23 protein-coding genes are annotated in these 25,258 nt (G+C 61.1%); 4 read left to right on the top strand and 19 right to left on the bottom strand.

From position 1 onward, the window contains the following. Positions 1 to 1,016 (bottom strand): ABC transporter substrate-binding protein (locus WH299_RS25900; protein ID WP_122727622.1); only part of this gene is annotated, 1,016 nt, incomplete at its 3' end. A gap of 133 nt (positions 1,017 to 1,149) precedes the next feature. Then, positions 1,150 to 1,599, bottom strand: a complete 450-nt coding sequence (locus WH299_RS25895) for a hypothetical protein (RefSeq protein ID WP_174890956.1) — start codon at positions 1,597 to 1,599, stop codon at positions 1,150 to 1,152. 417 nt (positions 1,600 to 2,016) lie between these two features. Here WH299_RS25895 and WH299_RS25890 point away from each other — a divergent pair, with 417 nt between their 5' ends. The 3 genes from WH299_RS25890 (at position 2,017) to WH299_RS25880 (ending at position 2,938) form a co-directional block, all read left to right on the top strand. Then, positions 2,017 to 2,292: a hypothetical protein gene (locus WH299_RS25890; RefSeq protein WP_028615871.1), complete on the top strand. Its 276-nt coding sequence runs from the start codon at positions 2,017 to 2,019 to the stop codon at positions 2,290 to 2,292. A 110-nt stretch (positions 2,293 to 2,402) separates the two neighbouring features. After that, on the top strand, positions 2,403 to 2,633 hold the full coding sequence (locus WH299_RS25885; RefSeq protein WP_122727619.1) for a hypothetical protein: 231 nt from the start codon (positions 2,403 to 2,405) through the stop codon (positions 2,631 to 2,633). A gap of 68 nt (positions 2,634 to 2,701) precedes the next feature. Further along, positions 2,702 to 2,938: a DUF2789 domain-containing protein gene (locus WH299_RS25880; protein WP_122727617.1), complete on the top strand. Its 237-nt coding sequence runs from the start codon at positions 2,702 to 2,704 to the stop codon at positions 2,936 to 2,938. A gap of 7 nt (positions 2,939 to 2,945) precedes the next feature. On the opposite strand, the gene WH299_RS25875 is transcribed toward WH299_RS25880, so the two are convergent. The 14 genes from WH299_RS25875 to WH299_RS25810 form a co-directional block, all read right to left on the bottom strand. Next, the gene (locus WH299_RS25875) at positions 2,946 to 3,149 is read right to left on the bottom strand and encodes a hypothetical protein (protein ID WP_010211013.1); all 204 of its coding nucleotides are present in this window, start codon (positions 3,147 to 3,149) and stop codon (positions 2,946 to 2,948) included. Positions 3,150 to 3,264: 115 nt separating this feature from the next. Continuing rightward, a complete protein-coding gene (locus tag WH299_RS25870) occupies positions 3,265 to 4,497 on the bottom strand; it encodes a methyl-accepting chemotaxis protein (RefSeq protein WP_445262725.1) in 1,233 nt (410 codons plus the stop codon). A gap of 543 nt (positions 4,498 to 5,040) precedes the next feature. Further along, positions 5,041 to 5,445, bottom strand: coding sequence for a TraR/DksA family transcriptional regulator (locus tag WH299_RS25865; protein WP_010564800.1), 405 nt, complete (start codon positions 5,443 to 5,445; stop codon positions 5,041 to 5,043). Positions 5,446 to 5,826: 381 nt separating this feature from the next. Beyond that, entirely contained in the window at positions 5,827 to 6,849 is a 1,023-nt protein-coding gene (locus WH299_RS25860; RefSeq protein WP_016975559.1) for an ABC transporter permease, read from the bottom strand. Between the two features lie 26 nt (positions 6,850 to 6,875). Next, positions 6,876 to 8,429: a sugar ABC transporter ATP-binding protein gene (locus WH299_RS25855; RefSeq protein WP_028615866.1), complete on the bottom strand. Its 1,554-nt coding sequence runs from the start codon at positions 8,427 to 8,429 to the stop codon at positions 6,876 to 6,878. 64 nt (positions 8,430 to 8,493) lie between these two features. Then, positions 8,494 to 9,423, bottom strand: a complete 930-nt coding sequence (locus WH299_RS25850) for a sugar ABC transporter substrate-binding protein (protein WP_339551685.1) — start codon at positions 9,421 to 9,423, stop codon at positions 8,494 to 8,496. Positions 9,424 to 9,471: 48 nt separating this feature from the next. Then, a complete protein-coding gene (locus WH299_RS25845) occupies positions 9,472 to 9,648 on the bottom strand; it encodes a hypothetical protein (protein WP_163002101.1) in 177 nt (58 codons plus the stop codon). A gap of 127 nt (positions 9,649 to 9,775) precedes the next feature. Continuing rightward, positions 9,776 to 10,804 carry a Gfo/Idh/MocA family protein gene (locus WH299_RS25840; protein WP_122727612.1) on the bottom strand — a complete coding sequence of 343 codons (1,029 nt, stop codon included), beginning with the start codon at positions 10,802 to 10,804 and terminating at the stop codon, positions 9,776 to 9,778. Positions 10,805 to 10,957: 153 nt separating this feature from the next. Beyond that, positions 10,958 to 11,968, bottom strand: a complete 1,011-nt coding sequence (locus WH299_RS25835) for a Gfo/Idh/MocA family protein (RefSeq protein ID WP_126571701.1) — start codon at positions 11,966 to 11,968, stop codon at positions 10,958 to 10,960. Positions 11,969 to 11,986: 18 nt separating this feature from the next. Then, positions 11,987 to 13,918, bottom strand: a complete 1,932-nt coding sequence (gene iolD / locus WH299_RS25830) for a 3D-(3,5/4)-trihydroxycyclohexane-1,2-dione acylhydrolase (decyclizing) (protein WP_339551682.1) — start codon at positions 13,916 to 13,918, stop codon at positions 11,987 to 11,989. Positions 13,919 to 13,928: 10 nt separating this feature from the next. Then, positions 13,929 to 14,744 carry a TIM barrel protein gene (locus WH299_RS25825; RefSeq protein WP_028615861.1) on the bottom strand — a complete coding sequence of 272 codons (816 nt, stop codon included), beginning with the start codon at positions 14,742 to 14,744 and terminating at the stop codon, positions 13,929 to 13,931. 28 nt (positions 14,745 to 14,772) lie between these two features. Further along, complete coding sequence (iolB, locus tag WH299_RS25820) at positions 14,773 to 15,561, bottom strand: 5-deoxy-glucuronate isomerase (protein WP_068934195.1); 789 nt, start codon at positions 15,559 to 15,561, stop codon at positions 14,773 to 14,775. Positions 15,562 to 15,564: 3 nt separating this feature from the next. Beyond that, the gene (gene iolE, locus WH299_RS25815) at positions 15,565 to 16,452 is read right to left on the bottom strand and encodes a myo-inosose-2 dehydratase (protein ID WP_122727608.1); all 888 of its coding nucleotides are present in this window, start codon (positions 16,450 to 16,452) and stop codon (positions 15,565 to 15,567) included. A 163-nt stretch (positions 16,453 to 16,615) separates the two neighbouring features. After that, a complete protein-coding gene (locus WH299_RS25810; protein WP_339551679.1) occupies positions 16,616 to 18,553 on the bottom strand; it encodes a bifunctional 5-dehydro-2-deoxygluconokinase/5-dehydro-2-deoxyphosphogluconate aldolase in 1,938 nt (645 codons plus the stop codon). Between the two features lie 284 nt (positions 18,554 to 18,837). Between WH299_RS25810 and WH299_RS25805 the strand changes: the two genes are divergently transcribed. Then, entirely contained in the window at positions 18,838 to 19,746 is a 909-nt protein-coding gene (locus WH299_RS25805; protein ID WP_010211026.1) for a MurR/RpiR family transcriptional regulator, read from the top strand. On the opposite strand, the gene WH299_RS25800 is transcribed toward WH299_RS25805, so the two are convergent. The 3 genes from WH299_RS25800 to WH299_RS25790 are packed head-to-tail and all read right to left on the bottom strand — an operon-like array spanning position 19,676 to position 25,228. After that, complete coding sequence (locus WH299_RS25800) at positions 19,676 to 22,834, bottom strand: efflux RND transporter permease subunit (RefSeq protein ID WP_339551678.1); 3,159 nt, start codon at positions 22,832 to 22,834, stop codon at positions 19,676 to 19,678. The genes WH299_RS25805 and WH299_RS25800 overlap by 71 nt on opposite strands. Further along, positions 22,831 to 24,006 carry an efflux RND transporter periplasmic adaptor subunit gene (locus WH299_RS25795; RefSeq protein ID WP_339551676.1) on the bottom strand — a complete coding sequence of 392 codons (1,176 nt, stop codon included), beginning with the start codon at positions 24,004 to 24,006 and terminating at the stop codon, positions 22,831 to 22,833. The genes WH299_RS25800 and WH299_RS25795 overlap by 4 nt, the downstream gene beginning before the upstream one ends. Then, positions 23,999 to 25,228, bottom strand: a complete 1,230-nt coding sequence (locus WH299_RS25790) for a TolC family protein (protein WP_339551674.1) — start codon at positions 25,226 to 25,228, stop codon at positions 23,999 to 24,001. Before WH299_RS25790 ends, WH299_RS25795 begins: the two co-directional genes overlap by 8 nt. Positions 25,229 to 25,258: the final 30 nt, after the last annotated feature.

Raw genomic sequence — 25,258 nt, 5'->3', positions numbered from 1 at the left:
TATTTCAGGCTGGCTTCAACCTTCTGCGCCACATCCTCGGTCAACCAAGCCTTCCACACCTGCGGATGTTCCTTCAGAAACACCTGGGCCACTTCCCGTGGCGCCGTGTGATTTTCACTCATGGTCGCCAAGGCTTTGTTCAGCGGCTCAATCGGAAACTCGACCTTCTCAAAGAACTGTGCAATCTGCGGATGTTCCTTCTGGAACGGCGTCGACACCCCGATGCTCAACTTGGACGCCAACGAGCGTGTTGGTTTTGGATCAGGATTATCCGCATCCGTTAGCGTCTTCCACGCCTCGGCATCAAACGGTGGCTCTTCCAGCTGGATCAACTTGTAGCGCCCCATCAACGGCGTCGGCGACCAGTAGTAGAACAGCACCGGTTTGCCCCGGCGGATCGACGAAGCGATCTCGGCATCCAGTGCCGCGCCCGAGCCACTGCGGAAGTTCACATAGCTGTCGTCCAACCCATAGGCCTTGAGCTTCTGCTTGTTGACCACTTCCGAGGTCCAGCCGATAGGGCTGTTGAGAAAGCGCCCCTTGCCCGGGGATTCCGGGTCCTTGAACACGTCCTTGTAGCGCGCCAGGTCCTTCACGCTCTTGAGTTCCGGCGCGAGAGGCTTGATGCCTTTGGCAGGGTCGCCCTTGACCACGTATTCCGGCACCCACCAACCTTCGGTTGCGCCTTTGACCGTATCGCCCAGGCCGACCACTTTACCTTCGGCTTCAGCCTTGACCCACACCGGGCTGCGGCCGGCCCACTCTTCGCCGATCACTTGGATGTCGTTCTTCGCCAGGGCGGTTTCCAGGGTGATGGTGGTGCCCGGTAAGGTATCGGTCGGTAAGTCGTAGCCCTTTTCGACAATCACCCGAAGTACCTCGGTGATCAGGCTGCCGCTTTCCCAATTCAAATCGGCAAAGTGTATCGGCGTCTCGGCGGCCGAAACCGGCAATGCGGCCACGGACAGACTCAAGGCCGTCACGGATGCAGCCAACAGCGTTCTCAATCCTTTCATGCCCTTGCACCTCGCGATATCGCAGCAGACAGCGGACGGCTTTGCTGCGTAAGCGCGAAGCCTCTGAATAGTTAAGTCAACTCAACTGTAGTAGAGGTTCCGGGAGATAACGGGTGTTCGTGGAATTTGCTGGTTATTCGCTGGCCTTGAAAGTCACCAGTTCACCCTTGCGCCATTTGGCGGCCTTGCCGGTCACGGCTTTCAGGGTCTTGGTCAGGCCTTCCTGCAGTTGCTCGTTGGCGGCAAACACCAGCATCACGCTGTGGCCTTCCTTGAACACGATGCCCTGGCCTTCGGCCGAGGAGACAAAGGCGTAGTCACCCAGGCCATAGACGGTCAACTTGATATCGCGGAACTTCAGTTCGAATTTGCCACCTTCACGGCTGGGCAATACCGCTGCGCGGAAGTGATCGCCAACTTTGAGTTCCAGGCGGGGCTTGTCGTCCACGACCAACGCCGCCTCGGTGTCGATCTCGGCGATGTAGATACCTTCCGGCGTCTGCTCAGTGATGTAAACGAAACGGGATTGAAACTGTTTGACCAACTTTGCGCGCAAATCACCCAGCACGAACAACGCGTGCATATCCAGATTACTGACTGCCAAGGAAACGCCCCCACATCAAAAAGAGCGCTGTCCGCCAGAGCGGGCAGCACAAAAAAACGGCCATTACGGCACGATCACATCACTCATTCTTTGAAAAAAACTGAAGAAGAACCCACTGCCGCGCCATAAGACCAGTACAGACGTACGCGATGGACCTTGTGCAAGGTCATCAAGCACCACAGGAGATCACAGGTTCAACGGCCAGAGAATACGGACCGACCCACTTCAGAGAATAACCCAGTTAAAAATGCAGTTTTCCGACACGCAAGCGCAAATAAGCACGCTGTCATGGAACCAGGCGCAGATCGCCGACGACAATACTAAAACAGCAGCACCAATCAAAACCACCCAAAACGTTGCAATCAAGTCAACCGGATCGATCGAAAGGAGCAGGCCATGCAACGATCAACCTACAATGCAATGTCTTCGCACACCCGTTCATCATGCCAGGGCGAGGCTCAATACTACCGCTTGGGCGGCTTCGAGGGGTACTCGGATCCGGTTCTTTACCAGGTTGTACCTGCCGGTAAAAACTTCTTCCACATCCGTGAAGTGCTCAGCGGCCAAATAAAAGGCTTTCGCAGCGGCCATGTCAAGGCTTGTGAACTGGCCAAGAAACTAGAAGCCCAGTTGCAAGCACACCATGGAGCGGTCGTTTCGTCCGCCCGATAACTTAACTGCGCCGCCGACCCGCAACAACTGCCATACTGGCCCGTCCACTGAAGTTTGTGCCCTGCGGGCCAGGTTTCTCCAGTGCAGTTATCTCCAAGGGAAGGCTCTACGTGACGGAATTTGATATCGGCGAATTTTTCATCCATGGCGACGCAAGGGAAGTAGACGGTGAGTTCCAAGCAGTGATCATTATGCGGGCCAAGCCTCCGCTGACCACTGTCACCACCCACCAGGTGGAAAAAGACCGCTGGTTCAAAACCGTCGACGCGGCGGCCATCGCCGCAAAAGAGTCGGCCAAGGCCTTGAAGGCCGCCGTGGATTCCGGGGCGCTGAAGTCCTGACAATCCGATAGAACTCTGCTGCGCCACAACCCTCCCATGCATAACGACCACCCTGCATGGAGAACGATATGAACGCGCCAATCCCTACCCTTGAAACCTTGTTTGAACAATTGGGCCTGGACTCGACCCCGGACGCCATCGACGCCTTTATCGTCGCGCATCCTTTGCCTGAGGACGTGAAGCTGATCGATGCGCCATTCTGGTCTGCTCAGCAAGCGGCCTTTCTCAAGGAAGAGTTACGCGAGGACGCTGAATGGGCAATTCCCGTGGATGAGCTGAATCAACGCCTGCATCAATCGCAATAAGCCCTTATCAATGCAGGCTGTCCGACTGCTCCAGGCGCAACAGCGCCTGCCAGGCGGCCCTGCATTCCTCGGCTTCATCACGACTGGCAAAGGCGGTGCCGCGCTGCTCACCGTTGAGCAACACCACCCAACAGGCTTTTTGGCCCAGCGCACGCAGGGTTTGAGGTACGCCACTGCCAATCATCACGGCGACATCGACTTTGTTTTGCATGGAGCTTCTCCGCAGCATTAGTTAGCTGGCTAACAATGTTGGCCATGCTACGGTTTTCTTCCAGTTGGAAAAAGCTATCCCAGGAATAGCTCCATTGCATAAACAACAATAATCCTTAGCGCCCGCCCTTTACTGCCTCAGGTTTATAGCCCAGGCGCAAGCCGCCCCAATGCCGGCCCTTGACCATGATCGGCACTGACAGGTCATGCATAAGTTCTCCGGTGTCGCGGGTGTAGGTTTGCAACAAAACGGCCTGCTGGTGGCTGCCGCAACGGATCCCGGTGCGGTCTTCGAACTTGCGCTTGGTGCGGTTCTGCACCGCATCCACCTGCGCATCACCCGTTAGAGCATGGGAAAATGCCTTGTTGTGTGTCGGCACATAGCCCTGCGGAGTGCAGGCAATGGCGAAGACCAACCCCTCATGCCGTGGCAGCAGCGCCTCCTGAATCGGCGGCAACACCTGGTCGGTGTAGCCATCGAACCGGGTGTGGTACTTGCTCGGGCTGGTGTTGGCGATCGGCGTGTAGCTGCGGTCGAACAGGTCATCCAGGCTGATCCGGTTCTGCTGCACATCGGCTTCGAATTGCCCAGCAATCCGGCTCGCCCCCTCGCGGGCCAGGTCGTAGACACGCTGGTGGTAGTCATCCAGCCCAACTTCCGCCAGGCGCTCGCTGATGGTTTCAGCTTGCCCTTCCATCTGCACGGCAGCGTCGGCCAACTGGCGGGTTTGCTGATCGCTGACAGCCAGGTCGCTGCGCATCTGTTCCACGGCATGGAACAAGCTGTCGAGCTGGGTGCGGTTGGTGTCGGTGCCCTGGGCGATTTCATTCACCTGGCCTTCCACATCGGCCGCCAGGCTGGCGATACTTTGCAACTGCTCGCCGGCGTGCTCCACCTGCTCGACACCGGTATGCAAGTCCGCCGATAACTGGCGAATCTGCTCCACCACCTGGGCGGTGCGCTGCTGGATGTCCGCCACCATCACCCCGACTTCATCGGTGGCCGTTGCGGTACGCCCTGCCAAACCGCGCACTTCATCCGCGACCACGGCGAACCCGCGTCCATGCTCACCGGCCCGAGCCGCTTCAATCGCGGCGTTAAGCGCCAAGAGGTTGGTCTGGCTGGCGATGGACTGAATCACCAAGGTCACTCGCTGGATTTCCTCGCTGCGCAGGCTCAAGGCTTCAATCAGCTCACGGCTGGCGTTGGCGCGTTGGCTGAGTTGGTGCATGCGGGTAATCGACTGGGCCAGCACTTCGCGGCCTTCAGTGCTGCGTTGATGCGCCTGGCTGGCGGCGCCAAGCGCTTCGCGGCTCAGCTGGGAGGTGATCTTTTCAGTGCCGATCATCACCTCGGCGCTGCTGACAATCTGCTTGGCCGCGCCCAACTGCGACTGCACACGGGCCGCCAGTTGCTTGACCGAAAAGGCCACGCCGGCCGCAGACAACGCGTTATGACTGGTGGTGTAGGACAGGTCGCGAGTCAATTCGCCGATGGCATCGACGGCATCGGAAGATGCAATAACAGGTGTGCGACTTTTCAATCGAGGCAGCCAGATCACCAGCAGGGCCAGTGGCAGGCAAAGGTAGAGCGGCAGGCTGGCGAGCGCCAAGCCCAGCAGGACCAACACCAGGGCGGTACTCTGCAACAGGGGCGTCAGCCAGCCGGGCAGCCCGCGCGCCACCGCTTGCGGTGGCACTGCTGCGCCCATCAGAGATCCGTCTCCAGCCATCTTCGTTACCCCACTGCTTGTCATTATTGTCGCTGCATTAAACGCCACTATCGGGCCATTATCCATGGGCCTTTAGTGGGGTGGCTTGCAGCAGATCAATAGACGGGGTGTAACGGGTCTTTCCCGGGGAACCGCTGGACGGTCCCCCGCTTCACCGCATCAGGCTTGGCGCTGATGCTTGTCGATCTGCTCGTGACGCTCTTGCGCTTCGATGCAGTACTTGGTGGTCGGGCTGATCAGCAGGCGCTTGAGGCCGATAGGCTCGCCGCTGTCATCGCACCAGCCAAAGGAATCTTCCTTGATACGCTCCAGTGCGCGCTCAAGCTGCGGCAGCATGCGCTGGTCGCGGTCAATGGCGTTGACCAGCCAGGTGCGCTCTTCTTCGACAGAAGCGGCGTCGGCCGGGTCGGCCGGGGTGTCCAGGCTTTCAATGGCGATACGGTTCTGTTCAATGCGCTCGTGGTGTTCCACTTTCATGTCTTGCAGCAACTGCTCGAAAAAAGCGTGCTGTTCGGCATTCATGTAGTCATCCGCCGGCATGGCCAGCAACTTTTCCTTTGTCATTGATTTCTCTATAAAAAATACGTGCATTAAGGCGAATAAGGGAGCGTTCCGGAAGGCCTCTGCAGGTCTCGGAAGGGCGCCATTCATTTCAAGCGCCACCCGGCACTCAATTTACGAGGGGCGGCAGTCTAAGGCCGACTTGAGGGCGCAGCAACTGAAAAGACAGGCAATTTTTCCGAGATAACCCCCAAAAGCACCAGGACGGGCTCGGCGAATGGTCATCGGAGTGCGTTTATAGCAAGAAATTCAGTGTTGTGGAGCTATATAGAAGACAAACGGTTAAATGTAGGAGCCGGCTTGCTGGCGATGCAGTCAACCGGGCTCTTCAGCGAGACCGTGTCGATGCTATCGCCGGCAAGCCGGCTCCTACAAGAAAGCGCTTCAGCGCTTGAGCTTGCGCTTGTTGCGGTACTGGTCGATCACCACCGCCACCACAATGATCAGGCCCTTGATGATGTCCTGGATGTACGCATCCACACCGACAAAGGTAAACCCGCTGGCCATCACCCCAAGGATCAGCGCGCCGATCACGGTGCCGGTGATGCGCCCTACCCCGCCCGCCAGGCTGGTACCGCCGATCACTGCCGCAGCAATCGCATCCAGCTCATAAGACATGCCCATGCCGGCCTGGCCGGTGGCGGCACGTGCCGAGGCCACTACACCCGCCAGGCCAGCCAAGAGTCCGGCGATGCTGTACACGATGATCAAGTGGCGCTTGACGTTGATCCCCGAGGTACGCGCTGCCTGCATGTTGCCGCCAATCGCGTAGGTGTACTTGCCGTACTTGGTGTAGCGCAGGGCGATATGGAAGATCACCGCCACCACCAGGAAGATGATCACGGGCATCGCGCCATGGCCGATGGCCGTGTACGAGTCCGAGAGCATGCTCACCGGCTGGCCTTCGGTGTAGTAACGCGCCAGGCCACGGGCCGAGACCATCATGCCCAGCGTCGCAATGAACGGCGGGATGCCAGTGACGGCGATGATGCTGCCGTTGATCGCTCCCGCCAGCAGCCCGACCCCCAGCCCCATCGCCACCGGGATCCACACCGGCAAGTCGGTCAGGCTCGGGAACACCGCACGGGAAAAGTCGGAAGTCTGGGCCAAACTCGCGGCGATCATCGCCGACAGCGCCAGCACCGAACCGGAGGACAGATCGATCCCCGTGGTGATGATGACCTGGGTCACGCCAATCGCCAGCAGGCCGATGATCGACACTTGCAGGATCATCAGTACCAGGCGCTGGGAGTTCATCAGGAAACTCTGGTCCCGCACGATCCAGCCAAACAGCTCGAAGACCAGGCCGATGCCGATCAGCACCAAAAAGATGCTCAGCTCGGTGGGCATGCGTCGGCGACTTTTGGTGGGTACCGTCGCGGGTTTGTTATCCGTTATTGCGTTCATAGCCCATCACCTTCTTATTCTGTACGTCAGTGGACTGCCGTCATCCCGGAGGCCAACTGCATGACTTTTTCCTGGGTCGCTTCGCTGCGGTCCAGGGTGCCCATCAATTCGCCTTCGTGCATCACCATGACCCGATCACTCATGCCCAGCACTTCGGGCAATTCGGAGGAAATCATGATCACGGCCATGCCTTCGCTGGCGAGGAATGAGATCAATCGGTAGATCTCGGCCTTGGCGCCCACGTCGATGCCACGGGTGGGTTCATCGAGGATCAGCAGCCGCGGGTTAGTCATCAGCCAGCGCGCCAACAAGGCCTTCTGCTGATTACCACCGGACAAGGTGTCGATACACTGCTCAAGCGACGGGGTTTTCACTCGCAGCTTCTTGCACATGTCTTCACACAGCGCACGCAGGGCTTTCTGCTGGATAAAGCCGTTGCCGGAGTAATGCGGCAGCACGGCCATTTCCATGTTTTCCAGGACCGACAGGCACGGGAACAGGCCACTGAGCTTGCGATCCTCAGTCAACAGCGCGAAGCCCTTTTCGATGGCCATGTGCGGGTCGGTGATGCGCACCGCCTTGCCATCCAGGGTGATCTCGCCGCTGCTGCTGGGCGTGATGCCAAAAATAGTTTCTGCCACGTTGGTACGGCCCGAGCCCATCAGCCCGGCGATACCGAGGATTTCACCGGCGTGCAGATCGAACGATACGTCCTTGAACACGCCGTCCAGTGTCAGGTCGCGTACCGTCAGCAACAGGTCGCCGATGGGCGTCTCGCGCACCGGGAACAACTGGCTCAGCTCACGGCCGACCATCATCGAGATCAGGCTGTCGCTGTTCATGCTGTCGGCACGTTGCAGGCCGATGTAGTGGCCGTCGCGGAACACCGCCACTTCATCGGCGATGGCAAACACTTCGTTCATTTTGTGGGTGATGTAGACAATGCCTTTGCCCTGGGACTTGAGGTCGGCAATGATCGAAAACAGGTGGGCCACTTCCTTCTCGGTAATGGCCGAGGTCGGCTCATCCATGATCAGGATGTCGGAGTCATAGGACACCGCCTTGGCAATCTCGACCATCTGCCGCTCGGCGATGCTCAGGTTGCCCACATGTTCCTCAGGGTCCAGGTTGATGCGCAGGCGCGCCAGCAACTCGGCGGTGCAGCGGTGCATTTCGCGGTGATTGACCATGTGCAGGCTGTTGAGCTGCTCACGACCGATCCAGATGTTCTCGGCAATGCTCATGTGCGGCATCAGGTTGAGTTCCTGGTGGATCATCGCGATCCCGGCCTTCTGGGCCGCCAGGGGGGTTTCAAACACGATCGGCTTGCCACGCAGGCGGATTTCCCCGGCGTCGGGCTGGTAGATGCCGGCGATGATTTTCATCAGCGTCGACTTGCCCGCACCGTTCTCGCCCATCAGCGCCAGCACGGTGCCGGGGCGCACCCGTAGTTGCACGTCGGCCAGGGCCACGACGCCGGGAAAGCCTTTGCTGATGTTGACGATTTCCAGCAGGTAGGGTTCTTCCAGCGGCTGGGGCTGAAGACCGGGAGGCTGCGAGACAGTCGCTTGAGCGAGCATAGGGAAGTACTCCATCTGCAGGGCGGCCAAGACCGCCCTGCCGGCTTATTGTTGTTATGCAGGGCTATTTGAAGTCTTTGACGTTGTCCGGGGTGATCAGCTGGAACGGGATCACCACGTTCTGCTCGAAAGGCTCGTTCTTGGCCATCTTGCGCGCCGTTTCCACCGACTTGTCGGCCTGGCCCTTGGCATCCTGGAAGGCCGACACCGTCATGTCACCCTTGGTGATCGCGTTCAGGCCATCCGGCGTACCATCGACACCGGCGATCAACACGCCCTTCTTGCCCGCCGATTTGAGGGCCATGGACGCGCCGATGGCCATTTCATCGTTGTTGGCCAACACCGCGTTGAACTCGCGGCCCTGAGTCAGCCAGTCGTTGACCAGGGTCATGCCCTTGTCACGTAGCCAGATACCGGTCTGTTCCTGCTCGATCTTGATGCCTGGGTACTTAGTCAGGACTTCCTTCACACCCTTGGTACGGTTGGTGGTGGAGTTGTTTGCCAGGTCACCCAGCAGGATCACGATGTTGCCTTTGCCGCCAAGCTTTTCGGCGATGTACTGCATCTGCAGCTTGCCGGCCTCGACGTCGTCGGACGTCACCGCCGCGACGCCTGGGGCCAATGTCGCGCTGTCAGGACGACGGTTGACGAACACCAGCGGGATTTTCGCTGCGGTGGCGGCCTTGATGATGTTGGCCGTCGACGCGGTGTCCACCGGGTTGACGATGATCGCGTCGACTTTCTGGCTGATAAAGTTCTCGACCTGGCTCAGTTGCTTGACCACGTCGGCACGGGCGTCTTCGAACTGCAATTGCACGCCATCCCCCTTGGGATAGGACTTGGTTTGCTTATCCATGTCTTCGCGCAGGTAGGTCAGGAAGGTGTCATCGAAGGCGGACATGCTCACGCCTATCTTGAGGTCAGCAGCCGAGGCAACACCGCTGGCGAGCAGCATGGACAGGGCCAGCGCGGTAAAACGGATCGGGGTCTTCATGAACGGTCTGTCTCCACTTTCTTGTTGGTTTTTTGGACGTTGCGTTTATCAGAGCTCGGCAGGCAGCCGGACGACCGGTGCGCCTGGAATGCAGCACACCAGCGCGCCTTTGTTTTCGACGCACAGCACATTAAGGAAGGAGAAGTAGAACGGCCGGGCGCGGGGCAGACCGCGTGGCGCAAGAGTGGGGCGTAAAACTCGCAGTACAGCGTTGAAGATTTTCATCTGACGGTACCTGGTTGTTTTTGATCTTGTTTTTGTTGAGTCGCGCGGGTCGAGCCCGAACGTACTTTATGCAACCTGGAAAAGACTTTATTGGAAAATAATTTCCATATCAACATGTTTTAGAATTTTATTCTATTTTTGTTGAAACCACCTGCTGACGCTCGGCGCTGAGGCGTGCGGCGTCCAATATACGGGTGGTTTCCAAGGCGTCATAGGCGTCCACTGGCAACGGTCCCTGCCCTTGCACGGCCAGTTGCAACTGCCGATAGAACTGCGTCCAGCAGCCCTTCTCCGAGGGTACTCGCTCACGCTCCGATCCTTGTTCAAACCAGCCCCAGCGTCGATGCTCTTCGGCGCCCCAGTGCTCGCCTTCGGTTTTCGGCGACTTGCCGGCCATTAACGCCTCTTCCTGACCGTCCAGGCCTTCGACGGTGTAGCAACCTGCGCTGCCACTGACGCGAAAACGTGGTGCCTGGCTGTTTTGCAAGGCGTTGCCCCACAGATGGGAGATCACGCCGTTGGCATGGGTCAGGGAGACAAAGAAGCCGTGATCCACCGTGGGATGTTCGGCGGTGTAGTGCAGTTGGGCGAACACTCGATCTACCGGGCCGAACAGTTGCAACGCCTGGTCGACCAAATGGCTGCCCAGGTCGCGCAGCCAGCCACCACCGCTGGCGTTGCCCACGGCGTGCGGGCTATAGCGTTCCACGCGAGACTCAAAGCGGGTGATCTTGCCCAGGGCGCCAGCGTCGATGAGCTTGCGCAGGGTCAGGTAGTCCGAATCCCAACGCCGGTTCTGGTACACGCTGAGCAGCGTGCCCTGGCGCTCGGCGGCGGTGATCAGCGCCTGGGCCTGTTCGGCGTTAGCGGCAAAGGGCTTGTCACTGACCACGGTGACACCGTGTTCGATGGCTTCCAGCACCAGGGCCGGGCGGCCTTTGAGGGTGGTGGAGATGACCAGCGCGTCGACACCGGCCTCGACGATCTGGCCGATGGAATCGAAAGCCTTGAGGCCGGGATGGTCAGTCGCCAACTGCTGGCGGCGTTCAGGTGAGCGAGTAACGACGCCAACAAACGTGGCGCCGGGCAGTGTTGCAATCAGCGGCGCATGAAAGAAGCGCCCTCCGTGGCCATAGCCAACCAGTCCAATTCTCATACATACACTCCTAATTTAAACTGGAAACCCAATTCAACTGTGGGAGCTGGCTTGCCTGCGATAGCAGTGTGTCAGGCAATGAATCTGACACTGATGAACCGCCATCGCAGGCAAGCCAGCTCCCACAGTTTTTGACCGGGTTTCTCCAGTGAATCAGCCGTAGAAGTGCGGGCGATCCGGCAGGCTCACCTTCACAATCTGCTCACTGTTCTGCGCCTCGATGCACGCATCCGCCGCCACTGCCGCCGCAAAGCCATCCCACGCCGAAGGCCCGCCGACCTGGCCGGCGCGCACGCTGTCGATGAACGCCTGCAACTCCACGTCATAGGCGCCGATAAAACGGTCCTTCCAATCCATCAAAATCGCGTTGGACAGCTTCGCTTCACTGCGCAGTTGCACCTGGGACGGCTCCGGCAGCTTGGCGATGCCGGTCTCCCCCACCACTTCGCACTGGATGTCATAGCCGTACTGGCAGTTCACAAACACTTCCACATCGATGCGCGTGCCCTTGGCGGTTTCCAGCAGCACGATCTGCGGGTCGCGCAGGTGGGCCAACGCCTTGCTGGATTTGCGCGGGAACACCACTTGCACCGACACATAGTCGTCGTTGAGCAGCCAGCGCAACACATCCAGCTCGTGGATCAGGGTGTCGGTGATCGCCATGTCGGTCTTGTAGTTCTCGCCCACCGTCGGGTTGCGGTGCGCGCAGTGCAGCATCAGCGGCTCGCCGATCTGGCCGCTGTCGATCACGGCTTTGAGGGCGCGATAGCCTTCGTCGTAGGGGCGCATGAAACCGACCTGCACCAGGCGCTTGCCGTAGGCCACCTCGGCATCGACGATCTTGCGGCAGCCCTCGGCAGTGACCGCCAGGGGTTTCTCGCAGAACACCGGTTTGCCGGCGGCGATGGCGGCGAGCACGAACTCTTCGTGGCTCGGGCCCCAGGAGGTGACCAGGATCGCTTGCACCTGCGGCGAGTTGATCAACGCATGGCCGTCGGGGTACACCTCGGCGTCCAGCTTCAAGTCCGCCACCACCTTGGCGGCCTGTTCAAGGTTGATGTCGGTCACGGCGACGACCTGGCTGTTGAGCAGGGTCTGGCTGCAACGACGAATATGGTCCCGGCCAATGGCGCCCGTACCAATCACTCCAAGCTTCAAAGACATACAACACTCCTCTTGTTATTAGTACTGCCGGGCCTTCGCCAGGTGTTCGTTGAGTTTTTTCGCGGCGGCATTCGTGCGTTCGCTGGTGGAGACCTGCGCCACGCCCACTCGCCACCACGACAGGTAGCCGTGGATCATGGTCTTGGGCAGCACCTTGATATCGATCAGCGTGGACACCGTCTGCGTACGCGCATCGGCCAGCGCGGCTTGCAGCTGTTCCACGCTGCTGACCTTGTAGGTCTTGCAGCCATAGGCCGCTGCGCTCATGGCAAAGTCCACCGGCACCAGGCCGCCGTCGAGCTTGCCGCTCTCAGGGTTGCGGAAGCGGAACTCGGTGCCGAAGCTGTCCATGCCGTTGCCGATCTGCAGGTTGTTGATGCAGCCGAAGGCCATGTTATCGAGCAGCACCACGTTGATCTTGCGGCGCTCCTGGATCGAGGTAGCCAGCTCCGAGTGCAGCATCATGTAGGAGCCGTCACCCACCAGGGCGTAGACCTCTTTGCTCGGTTCGGCGAGTTTCACGCCGAGGGCGGCGTTGATCTCGTAGCCCATGCACGAATAGCCGTACTCGACGTGGTAGGTGTTCACGCCCTTGCTGCGCCAGGCTCGCTGCAGGTCACCGGGCAGGCTGCCGGCGGCGGCGACGATGATGGCGTCGTCGGCCAGGGTTTCATTCAATACACCCAGCACGCGGCTTTGGGTCAGGCACGAGCCGGTCAGCTCGATAAATTCACGCAGCACCGCGCGGTCCAGGTGGTCGTCGACCTCAGGCACAAAACCGTCGCCGGCATATTCGACCTGATGCACACGGTCCACTTCGGCCTCCAACTGCGCCTTGGCCTCGCTGATCTGCTCGCCCCAACCGGAACGGTAATCGCCGAGGGCATCCGCCAGTGTCTCCAAGGCGATCTGCGCGTCGGCCAACACCTGCACACCATCCAGTTTCAGGGCGTCGCAGGGGCTGATATTGAGGTTGAGAAACTTCACGTCTGCGTGCTTGAACAGCGATTTGGACGAGGTGGTGAAGTCGGTGTAGCGCGTGCCGATACCAATGATCAGGTCCGCTTCGGGCGCCAGCAGATTCGCCGCCAGGCAGCCGGTTTCACCGATCCCGCCGACGTTCAGCGGATGGCTGGAAACCACGGCGCTCTTGCCCGCCTGGGTTTCCGCGAAGGGAATATCAAACCGTTCGGCAAAGGCTTGCAGCGCGGCGTTGGCGCCGGAGTACTTCACCCCACCACCGCAGATGATCAGCGGCTTGCGCTTGCCGCGGAACGCCGCCAATGCATCACTGATCATCGCGGCGGTCGCCGGGCGACGGTCGATGCGGTGCACGCGTTTCTGCAGGAAATAATCCGGATAATCCCAGGCCTCGGCCTGCACGTCCTGGGGCAATGCCAGCGTCACCGCGCCGGTCTCGGCCGGGTCGGTAAGCACGCGCATGGCGTGGATGGCGGCGGTCATCAACTGCTCGGGGCGGTTGATGCGGTCCCAGTATTTGCTGATCGAGCGGAAGGCATCGTTGGTGCTGATGCTCAAGTCGTGGAACTGCTCGATCTGTTGCAGCACCGGGTCAGGCTGGCGGCTGGCGTACACATCGCCGGGCAACAGCAACAACGGGATACGGTTGGCCGTGGCGGTCGCGGCGGCGGTCAGCATATTGGCGGCGCCAGGGCCGACGGAGGCCGTACACGCGTAGATCTTGCGGCGCAGGTGCTGCTTGGCGAAACCGATGGCGGCGTGGGCCATGCCCTGCTCGTTGCGGCCCTGGTGCACCACCAGGTCGCCGGCATCCTGTTCCAGGGCCTGGCCCAGGCCCAGCACATTGCCGTGGCCGAAAATCGTGAACACCCCGGCGACGAACTTGCTCTGTACGCCGTCGACTTCAATGTATTGGTTGTCCAGGAACTTCACCAGGGCCTGGGCCATGGTCAGTCTTGTTGTGGTCATCTCGCGCCCCTTATCGTTTCTGCAGATGGGCGATGCTTGCCCCCAACGCCTGCTGGATATCCGCCAATGCATGCACGCTCTCGGCAAACGGTTCGAATGACAGGTAGCCGCTGTAGCCGGTGCTGAGCAAGGTGTCGATCTGTGCGGCGTTACCCAGGATGTCGCCCTCGCCCACCAGCACGCGGTGGCCGTCGCGAATCGAACTGAGCGGCGCCTCGCTATCTTCCACGCCGGAGATATGCACCAGCCCGGTCAACTCCGGGAAGAACTCATGTTCGCTGGCCAGGTGATGATGGAAGGTGTCGTGCACCAGGCGGAACACATCCAGGCCGCCGATGGACTTGATCGCCTCCACCGCCACGCGCTTGCGCCGCAGGGCACACTCTTCAAAACCCAGGGGCTCGATAAAGCCGAGAATCCCGTAGTCGCGTAGGATCGGCGCCAACTCGCTCAAGGCCGTGCGCAAACCGGCGGCACGCTGGGCTTCATTGCGCGTGTCGCCCGGCTCATTGAGCGGGCACATCACCAGGCCCTGGGCGCCGCATTCACGGGCGTAGGTCGCCAGTGTGATCGCCTGGGCCCGACGCTCGTCGTTCCACACATCAAAAGGGTACAGCGCGTTGATCGACAGCACGGTAATGCCCTGCACCGCGCACAGTTCACGCACGCGGCTGGCCGGGGTGCCGAATTCGATCTGCTTGTCGGCCAGGTCGTTGCGAATCTCGATCGCATCGCACTTGAGCGTTGCGGCCAGTTGGATGAAATCCGGCAGGGAAAGATTGGGGGCAACCATGCGGTTAAGGGCGAAACGTAGAGGCGACTTCATTGTTGTTGTTCTCCGTCCAAACCGCTGATTAAAGGTCCAGCAGCCAGCTGTGCTGCGGGTCGTTGTGGAAATGCCAGGCACGCTTGGGGCCGGCCATCACGTTCAGGTAATAGGATTCGTAGCCATAGGGCACGCTGACTGGGTGATAACCCTTGGGCACCACCACCAGGTCGCTGTTTTCCACGGCCATGGCCTGGTCGATGCTGCGGTCGTCGGTATAGACGCGCTGGAACACGAAGCCCTGGGGCGGGTTGATCTGGTGGTAGTAGGTTTCTTCCAGGAAGCTCTGGTGCGGCAGGTCGTCGGTATCGTGCTTGTGCGGCGGGTAGCTCGACGAATGCCCGGACGGCGTACGCACTTCCACCACCAGCAGCGAATGGGCCGGCTCGCTGTCGGGCAGGATGTCGCACACGTAGCGAGTGTTGGCGCCCTTGCCACGTACGCTGCGCTTGCAGTTTTCGGGGCGGATCAGGCGTGGTTCGTAGCCCTCGGTGCCAGGCGCCGCGCACACGGCAATCTGCACGTCGCTCAACGCCGTGACCTGGGCATCGGTGCCCGGCGGCAAGTAAGCGGCGAACGGCGATTTGTCTTCAAACACCGATTGGCGATCACCCAGGTTCTGCCAGTTGAAGCCTTCACCTTCGATGTTCACCCGGCCGCTGAGCAGCACCAGGCACAGCTCTTTATCACCGGCGCTGACCGGCAGGGTTTCCCCCAGGCTCAGGCGGTAGGCGGAAAAACCCACGTACTCCAGGCGCCCGGCTTCCAGGGCGACCATGGTCTGGCCGCGTTTGCTGCTTTTGACCAACAAGCTCATCACTCAAGTCCTCTCGTTGAGAAGCGCGCGCAAGGTGTCATAGCCTTTCTTCGCGTAGATATAGCTGGGGGCTACTGCCGGATCCTGCTCGGCTTCCACCACCAGCCAACCCTCGTAGTGGGCAGCCAGCAGCACGTCGAGCAATTCGGCGAAGTCGATATCGCCATCGCCAGGCACGGTGAAGGTGCCGTTGACGATGCAGTCGGGGAAGCTCCACATCTGGTTACGCGCCAGTTGCACCACCGGTTTGCGCACGTCCTTGAAGTGCACGTGGCAAATGCGGTCGATGTGTTTGCGCAGCACCTCGATAGGTTCGCCGCCGCCCATGTAGCAGTGACCCGAATCAAACAGCAGGCCGACTTCAGGACCGGTGCGGCGCATCAGTTGGTCGATGTCTTCCGGGGATTCAACATAAGCGCCCATGTGGTGGTGATACGCCAGGCGCACGCCCTGGGACAGGGTAAAGCGCGCCAGTTCAGTGAGCTTGTCGGCGTAGTCCTGCCAGGCCTGTTCACTGTGGAAACGTGGACGTTCGATCAGGCGAATGCGCGAGCCCTGGATCGAATCGGCCACCTCGCCGTAGACCAGTACCGTGGCGCCATTCTGCTTGAGCAACTCGACATGCCCGGCGATGGCCTCGATCTCCTCAGCCACCGAGCGCCGGGCCAGGCGGCTGGAGTACCAGCCGGAAACCAGCGCCAAATCATAAGGGCGCAAAACATCGCCGACGCCCTTGGCGTCCTTGGGGAACTTGCCGTTGAGTTCAAAACCTTCGTAGCCGATTTCCTTGCCTTCGCTCAGGGCGGTGCTCAAGGGGGTTTCACCGCCCAGGGCCGGTAGGTCGTCGTTGCTCCAGGAGATCGGGTTGATGCCAATTCGGATTGCGGGCATGGCTGCACCTTTTATTGTTTTTCAAAGTTGCATGAGATCTGCTTTATGTGGGAGCTGGCTTGCCTGCGATGGCATCAACTCGGTGTACCTGATAGACCGAGTTGCCAGCATCGCAGGCAAGCCAGCTCCCACATTTGATTGCACTTCAAGTTGGAAAACGGGTTCAGGTTCGGGCACTTCGCCAGGCATTGATCAGCTGTTCGAAGGTGGCCTGGACTTGTTGGATCAAGGTCTCGTCATCGATCTCCCCCGCCATCCACGCGCGGCTCGGTTCCTGGAAGATCGTGCGGCCCACGGCAAAGCCACGGCAGGTGGTGCTCTGGCTGGCCTGCTGGAAGCCGTCGGCAAGAAATTCCGCCGACGCATTCAGGCCCAACAACACCACGCCACGGCAGTACGGATCGCGCTCCTGGATCAGTTCGTCGAGCTTTTTCCAGTCTTCGGCCGACTGCGCCTCGATCTTCCACCACGCCGGGTAGATACCCAGGTTGTACAGGCGCTTGAGGCTGCGGTAGAGCACATCCGGGTAGGTGGACGGATGATCCTTGGGCGGGATGACTTCCAGCAGCAGTTCATGGCCGCTGACAATCGACGCCTCATATACCGCCTTGAGTTGTGCCTCTTGCTCCAGGCGCAGCATCGGCTCGTCATCCGGGTGGAATTGCACCAGGCACTTGATGATCTGTTCCTGGGGCCAGGCGATCAGGTTGCTGCCCACTGAACGGCCATGTTCGAACGCCAGGGGCCGTGAGTTCTGCACTTCTACCGGGCGCGCGATCCACCAGCCACGACCACTGGCGGCGTTGAGCGCGTCCTGGCCGAAGCGTTGGTCGGCGAGCAGGCCGACGTCGGCTTCCACCCCTTGCTCGGCGAGTTTTTTCTCGACGCGTTCGATGGCCTGGATAAACAGTTGCTTGGCATCACTGATGCGCGACGGGTCCTGGCCGCCTTTTTGCGCCAGATCCACCAGTTGCCAGCGGTGATCGAAGGCAAACACGAACAATTGCTTCCAGGCCTTGCGCGGCACCGTCACGCGGTGCAGGCGTTGCAGGGTCACGTCCTGGTCCGGGCGGGTAATCGGCACCGGGCTGTTGAACAGGTATTCCAGCTCCGCCGGCGTCGGCATGGCCGGTGCGCAGGCGTGGCGTGAGACGACCAGGCCGCCACAGGCGTTGGCCAACTGGCTGCAACGCTCGTCACTCGCGTCGTTGATCCAGCCGCTGAGGAAACCCGACATGAACGCATCGCCGGCGCCCAATACGTTGAGCACTTCAACCCGCACACCGGGGTAGATGGCGCCGTCTTCCAGACGCGGGGGAATGGCACCGTGGATGACTGTGCAACCCTGCGGACCGAGCTTGACCACCAGGGTCGCCGGGGTCAGTTCGCGCACCTTACGCAGGGCGGCGAGCAAGTCTTCACTGCCGCCCGCGATGAGGAATTCTTCTTCGGTGCCGACGATCAGGTCGAAGCGCGGCAGGATGTTCTGCACATGCTGGCTGACATTCTGGTCAGCGACAAAGCGGGTTTCGCCATCGGCCTTGCCCGCCAGGCCCCACAGCACCGGGCGGTAGTCGATATCCAGCACGCGCTTGACGTCGTGCTTGGCCGCGTAGTCCAGGGCCTGGATGCTGGCCTTGTACACGCCGTCGGTGGAGAAATGCGTGCCGGTGATCAGCAGCGCCTTGCTGGAGGCAATAAAGGCTTCGCTGATGTCTTCGGCGCGCAGGGCCATGTCGGCGCAGTTTTCGCGGTAGAACACCAGGGGGAAGGTTTCGCGGTCCTTGAGGCCGAGCAACACCAGTGCGGTGAGGCGTTCCGGGTCGACCTTGATGCCGCTGACGTCACAGCCCTCGCGGGCCAGGGACTCCACCAGAAAGCGCCCCATGTGGTCGTCGCCGACCCGGCTCAACATCGCCGACTTGAGCCCCAGCCTGGCGGTGCCGAAGGCGATGTTGGCGGAGGACCCGCCGAGGTACTTGGCGAAGCTGGACACGTCCTCAAGCCGCGCACCCACTTGCTGTGCATAAAGGTCGACGCCCAGGCGCCCGAGGCAAATCAGATCCAATTGACGCCCACTGGCAAAACGAGTCTGGCCCATGCTGGCTCCTGTTATTTTTATCAGCCTGCGTTGTACCGACGTGGCGACGGCAAACGCTCTTGGTGGGAGCAGACTAGAACGTCCGGCGACGCCAATCAATATTTATTCCAGATATTTTTTCATTGGAATATTTTTTCCATTAAGCTTGTACAGAGCCAGTCCCACTACAGTGCATCGTTTCAGCAGGCCACGCCGGCCGTGATGCCGGGGTATTTTTTTGCGCCTACCCTGTAGACTTGCGCCACCCATCAGCGCAACAGACAAAAACGCCAGAAGGATTTCCCATGTCCCGCACCGATCCCGAGACCACCCTGGAAGACACTATCGCCAGCCCTCCGATCAATGCCGAGCGCCTGTTGCAGCTGATCACCGACGAATACGAGAGCCTGCCGCGCCAGCTCAAGCGCATCGCCAGCTACATGAGCCAACAGAGCGACCGGATCATGGTCGACCGCATCAGCGACATCGCCCGCGAGTGCGAGGTGCACCCGTCGGCCATCGTGCGCTTCTCGCAACGCTTCGGGTTCAGTGGCTTCAGTGAGATGCAGGCGTTGTTCCGTGAGGCCTACACCCACAAGACCACGCCGGTGCAGAACTACCAGCAACGCATCCGCAGCATGATCGCCAACAAGTCGCAGAAGGCCAGCGGCGGCGACCTGGCGCGCGAATGCGTCAACGCGACCTTGTCCGGTATCGAGCGCCTGGGGCTGGAGCTGGATGATGTCGCGTTCGACAAAGCCGTGGACCTGGTAGTGAATGCCGACAATATCTACGTAGTCGGCGTGCGCCGCTCTTTTGCGGTGGCCGATTACCTGGTCTACAACCTGCAGCACACCAACAAGCGCATCCACCTGATCTCAGGCCTGGGCGGCAGCTACCGCGAGCAGATGCGCAGCGTGCGCGCCAATGACCTGGTGATCGCCATCAGCTTTACGCCCTACGGCAAAGAGACCCAGCACTGCCTGCGCATCGCCCAGCACCACCAGGCCAAGACCCTGATCATCACCGACAGCAACCTGTCGCCCCTGGCCAAGCGGGCGAACGCGGTGCTGTTGGTGAATGAAGGCTCGTCGTTTGCCTTCCGCTCGTTGAGCGCCACCCTGTGCCTGTGCCAGGCGTTGTTTATTGCGGTGGCGTACCGGTTGGAGTTGAAGGTGGATGAGATTCATGAGCAGGTCGGCTTCGACGACTGAGCATCAACCGATAGGCCGCCGGAATCACAAACAGCGACAACAACGGCGCCGTGAGCATCCCGCCGATCATCGGCGCGGCGATGCGGCTCATCACTTCGCTGCCGGTGCCGTCGTCCAGCAGGATCGGCAGCAGGCCGGCGATGATCACCGCCACCGTCATCGCCTTGGGCCGTACCCGTAGCACCGCGCCTTCGGTGATGGCGGCCAGCAGATCCCCATCCTTGCGATCAGCCCAGGCGTTTTTCAGGTACAGCAGCATGATCACGCCGAACTCCGCCGACACACCGGCCAGCGCGATAAACCCCACGCCCGTGGCCACCGACAAGTTGAAGCCCAGCCAGTAAAGCAACCACACCCCGCCCGTCAGTGCGAACGGCAAAGTCGCCAGGATCAGCAGCGCTTCGTCCGCCCGGCGGAAGGTCAGGTACAGCAGCACGAAGATGATCAGCAAAGTCGCCGGCACCACCAGTTTCAGGCGCTGATTGGCCCGTTCCAGGAATTCGAACTGCCCCGAATAGCTGAGGCTCATGCCCGGTTGCAGATGCACCTGCTGGTTGATTGCCGCGCGCAGATCCTTCACCACCGATGCCAGGTCGCGGTCGCGCACATCGATGTAGACCCAGCCGGAAGGCCGGGCGTTTTCGCTCTTGAGCATCGGCGGACCGTCGCTCACCTTGACCTTGGCCACCGTGCCCAGGGTGATTTGACTGCCTGACGGCGTGTAGATTGGCAAGTTTGCCAAGGCCGTCACCGAGTCGCGCCATTCCTTTGGATAGCGCAGGCTGATCGGGAAGCGCGCCAAGCCTTCCACGGTTTCGCCAATGGTTTCCCCGCCGATGGCACCCGACACAATCGACTGCACATCGGCGATGTTCAGTCCGTATTGCGCGGCCGCTGCCCGGTCGATATCCACGTCGATGTAACGCCCGCCGGTCAAGCGTTCGGCCAAGGCCGAACTGACGCCCGGCACGCCCTTGGCGACCTTTTCCACCGCCTGGGTCACCGCGTCGATCTGCATCAGGCTGGTACCGGCCACCTTCACGCCGACCGGGCTTTTCACGCCGGTGGCAAGCATGTCGATGCGGTTGCGAATCGGCGGAATCCAGATATTGGTCAGCCCCGGCACCTGCACCACGCGGTCGAGTTCCTTCACCAGTTTGTCCGGGGTCATGCCGGGGCGCCATTGGTCACGGGGCTTGAACTCGATAGTGGTCTCGAACATTTCCAGCGGAGCCGGGTCAGTGGCGGTTTCGGCGCGACCGGCCTTGCCGAACACGTGTGCGACTTCGGGTACGGTCTTGATCAGCCGGTCGGTGCGTTGCAGCAACTCACCCGCCGTTTGCGTCGACAGCCCCGGCAGTGCCGAAGGCATGTACAGCAAGTCCCCTTCGTCCAGTAGCGGCAAAAATTCACCGCCCAGTTTCGAGATCGGCCACACCGCGCTGGCGACCACCAGCAACGCTACCACCAGGGTCAGGCGCGGCCGACGCAGCACCGCCTCCAGCGCAGGCTGGTAGAGCTTGATCAGGCCGCGATTGAGCGGGTTACGCTGCTCATCCGGAATGCGTCCACGAATCCAGTAGCCCATCAGCACCGGGATCAAGGTCACCGACAAACCGGCGGCGGCCGCCATGGCGTAGGTCTTGGTGTAGGCCAGCGGGCCGAACAAGCGACCTTCCTGGGCCTGCAAGGTGAACACCGGAATGAACGACAAGGTGATGATCAACAGGCAGAAAAACAGCGCCGGGCCGACCTCGACCGCCGCGTCGGTCATGACCTGCCAGTGGTCTTCGCCCTTGAGTTCACGACCCGGATTGGCGTGGTGCCAGGCTTCGATTTTCTTGTGGGCGTTTTCGATCATCACCACCGCCGCATCGACCATCGCGCCGATGGCAATCGCGATGCCGCCCAGGGACATGATGTTGGCGTTGATGCCCTGGAAGCGCATGACGATAAACGCGATCAACACCCCCACCGGCAGCGAGATGATCGCCACCAGGGATGAACGCAGGTGCCATAGGAAAATCCCGCAGACCAGCGCCACCACCACGAACTCTTCCAGCAGCTTGTGGCTGAGGTTGTCCACGGCGCGGTCGATGAGTTTGCTGCGGTCGTAGGTGGTGACGATCTCCACGCCGGGTGGCAGGCTGCTTTTCAGTTGTTCCAGCTTGGTCTTGACCGCAGCGATGGCTTCACGGGCATTCTTGCCACTGCGCAGGATCACTACACCGCCCACCGCCTCGCCTTCGCCGTCCAGCTCGCTGACGCCCCGACGCAGGTCCGGGCCCAACTGAATGGTTGCCACGTCGCCAAGCGTAACGGGCACATTATTCGCGTCCAGCCGCAAGGGAATCCCGCGAAAATCCTGCAGCGACTTGAGGTAGCCGGACGCCCGCACCATGTACTCGGACTCGCCCATGTTCAGCACCGAGCCGCCGGTTTCCTGGTTGGCTTTGCCGATGGCCTCCACCACCTGCGCCTGGGTAATGCCGCGATTGGCCAGGGCCAGCGGATCGAGCTGCACCTGGTACTGCTTGACCTGGCCACCGATGGTCGCGACTTCGGCCACATTGGGCAGGGTCTTGAGTTCGAACTTGAGGAACCAATCCTGCAAGGCGCGCAACTGCGCCAGGTCATGCTGGCCGCTGCGGTCCACCAGTGCGTACTGGTAGATCCAGCCGACGCCAGTGGCGTCCGGACCCAGCGCTGGCTTGGCCGATGCGGGCAAGCGCGCCTGCAACTGGCTGAGGTATTCCAGCACCCGCGAACGCGCCCAATAGAGGTCGGTGCCTTCGTCGAACAGCACATAGACGTAACTGTCGCCGAAAAAGGAAAACCCGCGCACGGTCTTGGCGCCCGGCAACGAAAGCATGGTGGTGGTCATCGGGTAGGTGACCTGGTTTTCCACGATCTGCGGCGCCTGGCCGGGATACGGCGTGCGGATGATCACCTGCACATCGGAGAGGTCCGGCAGTGCATCGACCGGCGTGTTTTGCACCGCCCAGACGCCCCAAGCCGTGACAAACAACGTCGCGAGCAATACCAGAAAACGGTTGGCGACTGACCAACGAATCAATAAGGCGATCATGGTTGGATAATCCCGCGCAAACTGGCTTCAGAATCCAGCAGGAATTGACCGGACGCGACCACCTGCTGGCCTTCCTGCAAACCGCTGCGGATCAGCGTCATCTCCTGGCTTTCAGCGCCGACCTCGACGTCCACCGGGCGGTAATGCCCGCCCTCCTCGGCCAGCATCACCAACGTGCGTTTACCGGTACGGATCAACGCTTCGCTGGGCACCTGCAACACGGATTGCGCGGAGGATTGCGCCAGACGCACTTGGGCCGTCATGCCGGGGCGCAAGGTGCCATCGGCATTGGGCAGTTCAACGCGAACCTGCACGGTACGGCTGTCGCCGGCAATCGCCGGCAGAATGGCACTGACGGCGCCCTTGACGACTTGCCCCGGCAGCCCGACAAAGCGGCTTTCCACCGCCTGCCCCACAGCCAGGGCCGCACCTTGAGATTGCGGCACAGCAACCTGCAACCACAGGCGATCCAGGCCATTGATGCGCGCCAGGGTCTGCCCCACCGCCATCGTCATGCCTTCGCGCACGTCGAGGGTTTGCACCACGCCGCCGATGGGGCTGGCGACGGTCAATACCGATTGCACACGGCCGCTTCGCTCCATCTGCGCGATCAACCCGGCGGGCATACCGCTAAGGCGCAAACGCTGGCGCGCAGCCGCCAACAGACGCGCATCCGCGCTACGGCGCAAGGCCAGGAACTCTTCCTGGGCCGCCACCCATTCGGGTACCAACAGGTCAGCCAGAGGCGCGCCAGCCTTGAGTACATCCCCTGGCGCGCGGTCATACACGCGCTCGACAAAGCCGCCCGCCCGCGCCTGTACCACGGCGACGTCACGCTCGTTGAAGGCGAGGATGCCAGAGAGCTCCAGCGTGGACGCCAACACGCCACGGGTGACCGTTGCCAGGCGCACACCGAGGTTCTGCGCCACACGGGGGTCGATCTGCACAGCGGCGCTGTCTGCAGCGCCTTCGGCATAACGCGGCACCAATTGCATGTCCATGAAAGGCGACTTGCCGGGTTTGTCGAATTTCTGCTGCGGGTACATGGGGTCATACCAGTACAGCGCCGATTTGTCGGCCATGGCCGCGACGGGCGCTGGTGCCTGCGCCAGCCAGTAACCGGCGCCCAGGCCACCGCCCAACAGCGCCACCGCGAGGAGTCGATTAATCATGGGAGGCTTCTCCGTAGGCGAAATATAGCTGCGCGCCAACCAGGGCACGTTGCTCGAGGGCATCGATCTGTTTGAAACGGGCTTCGACCAGCTCACGTCGGGCGCCGACCAGGTTGAGCAAGTCACCCTTGCCAGCGCGATAACCGGCCAAGCTCAGCGCGACCTTCTCTTCGGCCAGGGGCACCAGGCTGTCCTGGCTGCGCTGCACGGCGCGGTCCAGACGCTGGTATTGCGCGAGGTCATCATCCAGTTGCTGGGTGTGTTCGCGGGTGACCGCTTCGCGCTCGGCATCCAGTTGATCCAGCTCGGCTTGCTTGGCGGCGATCCCAGGGTTTTGCCGGCGACCGGGGAAGATCGGCAGGTCGAAACTCAATTGCAGGCTGACCATATCGCCGTATTCACGGCCACGGTGCTGGTAGTCCACTTCCCAACTCCAGTCCGAAGTCTTTTGCGCCTTGGCTTCGCGCAACCGCGCTTCGGCCTCGCGGGTGCGCGGCGCAAAAGCTTGCAGTTCAGGGTGTTGATGCAGGTTGTAACGCCCGTCGATGGGCCAGTTGGGCAACTGGCCGCTGGGTGCTTCATTGGCGGCTGGGCCGATCCAGCGCTTGAGCGCCGCGCGGGCCTGGGCGCGTTGCTGGACCAGTTCATCTTCGCGTCCGGCCAGTTCGGCGGCTTCCTGTCGTGGTAACACCGCATCCGAGGGCTGGCCGCGACCACCGGCCAATTGCGCACGCACGCTGTCTTGCAGCAGGCGGTTCTGCTGATAGAAGTCCTTGAACAAGGCCTCCTTGCGTTCCACCGCATAGGCACGGATCCAGGCTTGGGCCGTGGCCTGGCGCACGTTCAGGCGCTCGATCCGACCTTCGGCCGCGGTGCGCTCCACCGTGGCATCGGCCAGCTCGATACGCGCCTTGCGCTTGTCGCGGCTGGGCACCTGCTGTTGGATACCGATCATTTGTTCAGTCATGTCATCGCCATACAACGTGCCGCGATTGGGCCCACCGATGGGGAAGTTCTGCAGGCCAACCACCAGCTTCGGATCTGGCAGTTCGCCAGCCGGGATCGCCGCCTGGGTCGCGGCTTGCAACTTGGCCGACTCAGCAGCGAGCGACGGTGCGTTGTTCTGCGCCAGGCGCAGGGCGTCGTCCAGGGTCAGCGCACTCGCCCACGCCGGCCACGCCAGCACGCCCACCACCAGGGCGCGCATGTAGAAGGGATTCATGTTGAAAATTCCTGTTCCGTTGCGCTGCGC

This window comes from Pseudomonas sp. MYb541, from assembly GCF_037479595.1.
Lineage (GTDB): Bacteria > Pseudomonadota > Gammaproteobacteria > Pseudomonadales > Pseudomonadaceae > Aquipseudomonas > Aquipseudomonas canadensis.
This window is presented reverse-complemented; position numbering and strand designations above follow the sequence as displayed.